Raw genomic sequence first — 6583 nt, 5'->3', positions numbered from 1 at the left:
TCTAGTCGAAAACTAACAATTTTTTGGTTAGACGAGGCACGAAAACCGGAGTTTAGCCTTAGCTAAATGAGGATTTTCGGGACGAAGTATAAGCGAAAAAGTGTAGTTTGCAGGCCGATTACTAAAGTCCCAACACGCTCTTAGAGCGGGAAGAGCGGTGTCAGCACAGCCCGGCTTCCATTTTTTATCGTTGCCCGCAAGGGCTCATAAACGAGAACACTCCTGCCAACTGCAGGCTGTCCCCATAAAAAAGATTGATCCTTTCCAATTGCAGACTTGTTAGGTTGCCGATATGAAAGAGAAACCGGCTTTTGACGCTGTGGATTTTTCTGCACTGTTCCAGCTGATCATGGACAGGGGAGATGATGCTATATTGTTGTTGGACAAGCAAGGGCATGTTCGTTACGCCAACCGGCCGGCAAGCCAGGTACTGGGCTACAAAGCACACGAGCTGCAGTCCTTACAGATTTTCGATTTGGAAGAAGATCTGAATTTGGCCAGTTACCTGCAGCGTTGGGAATCTGCCAACGGAACAAAGGAGACCCACTGGCGGGTCAAGTGGAAGCTAAGGTCCGGTGAGCAGCAATACTTCCGGGTCCATGCCTTATTATTCAAGTCCTCCACCCCACCGCTATTCTGCTGTTTCATTCCGCCCGCCGGCTCCATTCAGAACCTTAAGGAGCCCACTTACCGCTATTTAAAACGCTTCGAGGTTGCGATTTGGGAGTGGAATATCATCAATGGAGATTTTCAGACTACCGATAACTTCCCGGATATCCTTCAACTTAAAAAAGATGGCCTTCCTCCAGCCCGACAGTTGAATATTGTTTCTGCATTGAAAGAACGGCTATCCGCGAAGCAGTTCTCGGAGCTCATCCAAAAGGTCAAAGCTGCGCAAAAGAACAGAGCTGCTTTTGAGCTACAGCTTCAATTAATCGATGACCGGAAAGAGCCGGCACAGGAGGTCCGCCTTTTTGGCTACCCGGTGGAGAAAGATAATATAGCAGGCAAGCTGCAAGGCAGCCTTACCGTGATTTCCTCCTCGCCCAAAGAAAAAAGCATGGCCAGCGCAGTGCTGGAAAGGTCTGAAGCGATGGTCTGCTGGATCAACCCCGACTGTACCCTCAGGTATGTCAATCAGGCTATGGGAAAAAGGCTTGGTTATGAAAAATCAGAGATGACCGGGGGGCAACTGGAAATCACGGATATTGATGCGGAGAATACAGCGACGCAATGGCAGGAAATCTGGGATCAGGCTTCTGCCGGAGGCACCATGAAGATCGAGAGCACCCTTAAGACCAAAAGCGAGCGGGTCTTTCCGGCTGAGTTCCACCTCGACTTTCTGGACATCGGTGGCGTCAAACTGATCAGCCTTAGTGCGCATGATATCACTGATCGCCGGCAAAAGGAAGCTGAACTCCGAAAAGCGCTGCTGGAAGTCCAAACCCTTTCCGGTCAACTGGAGGAGGAAAACATCTATTTGAAAGAGGAAATTTCGGAAGGCAATAAGTTCGAAAACATCCTTACGCAAAGCCCGAACTACCAAAAAGTACTGCAGCAAGTGGAGCAGGTAGCCCCAACTGAGGCTACCGTTTTAATTGAAGGCGAAACCGGCACGGGGAAGGAGCTACTGGCGAGGGCTGTTCATAGTCTGAGCAAGCGCAGTGAGCGTTCACTGGTCCGGGTCAATTGTGCCGCACTCTCTGAGGAGTTGATTTTGTCAGAGCTCTTCGGGCATGAAAAAGGAGCCTTTACCGGCGCCTCTTCTGCCAAAACTGGCCGGTTTGAACTGGCAGACAAGGGTACTATTTTTCTGGACGAGATCGGGGAGGTTTCACTCCGGATACAGTCCCAGTTGCTTCGGATTTTGCAGGAAGGCGAATTTGAACGGGTGGGCGGCGTTGAAACCCTGAGTGTGGATGTCAGGATTATTGCCGCAACTAACCGCGATTTGCGGAAGATGGTTACTGAAAAGAAATTCCGGGAAGATTTGTACTACCGGCTGAGCGTATTCCCGCTGTACAACCCTCCACTCCGGGAACGGCGCGAAGATATACCATTGCTTGTCCGCCACTTCATGAAGCAGTTTGCCCGTAAGAACGGTAAGCACATTGACAACATCAGGGCTAAAGACCTAAAGCGTTTGAAGCAGTACGACTTCCCTGGGAACATCCGCGAGCTTATGAATATTGTAGAACAAGCGGTAGTCCTCAGCAGCAACAACACCCTTGACTTATCTTACTGGAGCCCCGTTGCTACTGCACAACAAGCTATACCGTACAGTGCAGAGGAAGGCTTTCCGACTCTTGAAGAAGTGCAGCGGCAGCACATTTTGCATGCCTTAGAGAAAACCAACTGGCGGGTTACCGGCCCTCAGGGTGCCGCCAAACTACTGGGTATGAAAGGGCAGACACTGTTCTCTAAAATGAAAAAGCTGGGCATTCAGCGGGACTAAGCCACTAGTGCGATTAGGGATTGCGCAACAATAACTTACCCGTTTCTGAGCAACTTAGAGTGTGTTGGGACTTTTGTCTTCTAGTCGAAAACTAACAATTTTTTGGTTAGACGAGGCACGAAAACCGGAGTTTAGCCTTAGCTAAATGAGGATTTTCGGGACGAAGTATAAACAAAAAGTGTAGTTTGCAGACCGATTACTAAAGTCCCAACACGCTCTTATTATTGCGCGACCCCTTAGTGTATGTTTAGTCCCTTCCGAAACAATCCACTAGCTCAAATCCTCAATTAAAGCTGCGTATTTAATATGCCCTTCCAGCACGATAGGCACAATGATCAAGGATGCACCGCCCTTGCCGCCTTCCTCATAATCGTAATTAAACTGCAGGCGCTCGAAAGGTTTGCCTTCAAATACTTTTTCCAGCAAAGCTTTGGCTTCGGTACGCAATGCTTCAGGCAAAAAGGGATAAATGGAATGCCCAATCAGCTCCCGGGGAGCCTTGCCCGTAAACCGTGCCCGGTTGATAAAGCGGATTTCCCCCTTCCGATCGGTGATCGCCACCTGCTGTTCGGCATTGCTGACAAACTGCTTGAAGATACGCTCTGCATTTTGAGACTGGCTCCGGGAGAGCGCCAATTCATTGATATTCACAAAGGTAAGCACCAAGCCATCAATATAGTCCTCTTCGGTACGGTAGGGCAGGACACGCAGCAGATAATGGTCTCCCTCCTTATCCACAATTTCTTTCTCAAATGGTGACAGGGAGTCAAAGACCTCATGGCACACTGCTTCTATATTCAATCCTTTAAAGGTACTCGAGAAATTGGTGATGGACCGCCCGGCGTCTGAGTCGATCAAGTTAAACTGCCGGCGAACAGCCGGGGTAAAACGTCGGATTTTCAGCTCCTTGTCCAGAAATATCGTACCAATATCGGTACTCTTCAGCAAGTTGGAGATATCGTTGTTGGCCATTGTCAGCTCCTCATTTTTCATTTGGAGCTCACTATTGACTGTGTACAACTCTTCATTCACGGACTGCAACTCCTCGTTGGTACTTTGCAACTCCTCGTTGGAAGCCATTAGCTCCCGGTTAGAAGTCTGCAGTTCTTCATTAGTTGCTTCCAACTCATTGACAAGCTCCCGGGAACGCCGTTCGGAAGCTTTCAGCTGTTTTTGCAAAGTCGAGACTTTACCCTCGGTAAGGTTTTGGGGTGCTGGCTGAGCGCTATCGGCTTCTCTTTCCCTTTGCAGGTAGACCTCAACAAGGACGATTTTCTGAGGTGCGTCCTGATCTTCGGCTTCCACCAACTCCGGTAAATGAGGGATATCAAAACGCAGCTCTGCCAACAATTGCTTTTCTTTTGTATTCAGCGCTACTTCCTTAAAGGAGATAAGACCGCCTTCGGACAAAACCTGCCGCACCCCTGATTTGAAGGTTAGTACATCTTCTTTGCTGAGCATCTTATTCAGGTTCATACGAGCCAAAGCCCGGGGCATATTCAGAATTTGCTCAGTTTCCCCACTGAGGTAAAGAATATCCAAATCAGCCGTTACAAATAAGGCAATTGGAGCAAACCGCTCCACCAGTAACCGGGTGAAAGGATCTGTATCTGTAAACTGTTGATTGACCTCTGGCTGGGCACTACTCATATTCGGCGTAGATTTTGCAGGATTAGCAGGTTGAGAATGCAGAGAGAAAGAAGACTGAAGGCGCGGGGCTTTATCTGAACGTTTGGTGAAAATATTCCAGGTACGGGTATGTTTTTCAAAAGCATATTTCAGGCTGCCCAATGACTCACTGGGCCCGAGGAATAAAAAGCCTCCCGGGCGGAGCGCGAAGTGCAGGGTGGACAGGGCTTTTTGCTGTACTTTGGGCTGAAGGTAAATCAATAAATTCCGGCAGGAAATGAGGTCCATATTTATGAACGGAGGGTCGCCGAGGAGGTTCTGAACGGCAAACATGATCCGTTTTTTCAGGTAAGGTTTAATTACGGCATGATCACCTTCGCGGATAAAATATTTGGACTTGTAATCCTCCGGGGCGTCCGTGATCATATTCAACGTATACGTAGCCTTAATCGCAAACTGTATAGCGTGCTCATCAATGTCTGAGGCAAAAACTTTATAGGTTACATCTGTCCGGCCTTGTTCCTGAAGATAGTCATCAATCAGCATAGCCAGCGAGTAGGCTTCTTCGCCAGTGGAACAAGCCGACACCCAGAAGCGGTAGGTGCCCTCTCGTTCTTTTTCGGGAGCGAAGATTTTGGGCAGCACCTCTGTTTTGAGGATGTCATAAGCCTCGGGATCCCGGAAAAAATTGGTGACTCCGATAAGGAAATTGCTAAAAAGTGCTGCCACTTCGGTTGCATCCTCTTTAATCAATTCCCAGTAGGCTTGCAGGTTATCGCATTTACGGATCAGCATCCGGTTTTCTAACCGGCGGATGAGCGTGGGCTCCCGGTACTCACTGAAGTCAACGTTGGTGCGCTGAGAAACGAGTTGTATGATTTTACCAAAGAAGGTCTCATGCTGGTTTTTATGCAGCAATTTCACCTCCCCGGTTTTAAAATTCCGGTTGGTCAGGATGTACTCGATATCGTGGGCCAGTTCTTCGGGTGGGCTTACGCGGTCAGCGATTTGCAAATCAATAGCAGCCCTTGGCATCCCGTCGAATTTTGCAGTTTCGGGCGACTGTACCAATACAAAACCTCCTTTTTCCTTAATTGTCCGTAGCCCTCTTGTGCCATCTGTACCTGTGCCTGACAACAACACCCCAACAGCATAGCTGCCGAGTGCAGTGCCCAACGAATGAAAAAACTGGTCGATCGGCAGATTGATTTCTGATTCAGGAGGGCGGTCTTTGGTCAGGAGCATACCATTGGCGAAGACGATGTTTTTGTTTTCTGCCATGATATAAATGTGATTAGCCTGCACGGGCTGATCTTCATACACCATTTCAATCGGCATGCGGGTATGCTTCTGCAAAAGCTCCCCAATCATCGATTTGTTTTTGGGAGACAAATGCTGCACAAAAACATAGGCAGCACCGTTGCCATCGGAAAGTTTCGATAAAAGCTTTGTAATGGCTTCCAATCCACCCGCTGATGCGCCAATACCAATTACTTTCATGTGGTCCTTTTTTCCTTTTTAGGACAGCGGGCAGGCTACAGATGTTCTTTGATCTCGCAAAAACCTGTTGCATGCACGATCAAAAACCTGTTTCGACGGTCCTATCCAAATGACAAGCTACCATATTCTAGGCTTCACGGGGTGCTGATAAAGTATATCAAAAACTTCGTACTTGAGCGCCATGATTTGGGAGCGGACAGTATGAAGCTGATCCAGAAAGTAACTCATATGACTCTGCCCGTTATCCGCAGTCGTCACATTGGCATTTTGCCCCTCGTAAAAACGCAGCGCCTTTTGTAATTGGGGTAGTGTTTCTTTAGAGGTCTGACGAAGATGAACTTGCAGTGTTTCCACACGCTGTGGGGGTACCTCAATGACACGGAGCAGTTGCTGATACAACTTGCATTCCTGCTGATACAGCTGCAGTTCCTTTTGGATATTCCTGAGCGGCATAGCGTTACCACTTGTTTTTGAAATTTTCCTGACAGGCATCATAATCTACGGTTTTGATTAGGAGTAGAGGCAACATCAATAAGGGTTCGTTTTACAGGAGTACTTCCCTGTTCCTGATCAGGCACCTAACTGACGTACCGCTTAGACAAGCTCTAAGGACAAGCTAAAAGCTACCTGCAATGCCCGAAACCAGGGATATGAGACCATAACTATTGACCTACCCCTAGAAGAAAGCCCGGCTGAGCATATTTGAAGGCTAAGAAACACAGCCTTTACTATAGCTATCGGGAAGCACTTCTAATCAAGTTCTGTGAAAATACTCAAGACTTAAATGTGGTCGCCTAATTACCTGTATTTACTACAAAATGCGTTTTTGTCAGTCCGATATCAATGATAAATATCAATACCCCACCTAGTCAGAGCAATAATCTTCAAAATCCAGAACACGTTGGGGCTTTGGTCTTCTAGTCGAAAACTAGTGGCTCAAGTCAAAAATCACTTAGAGCTTGTTGTGCCCGAGGGGAGTATACAAGCAAACCTGCCTGC

The 6583-nt window shown here is 47.9% G+C and carries 3 protein-coding genes; 1 reads left to right on the top strand and 2 read right to left on the bottom strand.

The window, feature by feature from the left end; genetic code table 11:
- Positions 1–292 precede the first annotated feature (292 nt).
- Entirely contained in the window at positions 293–2455 is a 2163-nt protein-coding gene (locus tag RIC19_RS10620; protein WP_350178294.1) for a sigma 54-interacting transcriptional regulator, read from the top strand.
- Between the two features lie 270 nt (positions 2456–2725).
- Here the strand turns inward: RIC19_RS10620 and RIC19_RS10615 are convergent, their stop codons facing one another.
- Both RIC19_RS10615 and RIC19_RS10610 read right to left on the bottom strand, forming a co-directional pair.
- Positions 2726–5584: a chemotaxis protein CheB gene (locus tag RIC19_RS10615; RefSeq protein ID WP_350178293.1), complete on the bottom strand. Its 2859-nt coding sequence runs from the start codon at positions 5582–5584 to the stop codon at positions 2726–2728.
- A 117-nt stretch (positions 5585–5701) separates the two neighbouring features.
- On the bottom strand, positions 5702–6079 hold the full coding sequence (locus tag RIC19_RS10610) for a hypothetical protein (protein WP_350178292.1): 378 nt from the start codon (positions 6077–6079) through the stop codon (positions 5702–5704).
- Between the last annotated feature and the right edge of the window lie 504 nt (positions 6080–6583).

The sequence above is a fragment of the Phaeodactylibacter sp. genome (assembly GCF_040219495.1).
In the GTDB taxonomy this organism is placed as follows: Bacteria; Bacteroidota; Bacteroidia; order Chitinophagales; family Saprospiraceae; genus Phaeodactylibacter.
Note: the sequence above shows the minus strand (reverse complement) of the source record. Positions and strands in the feature narration are given on the sequence as shown.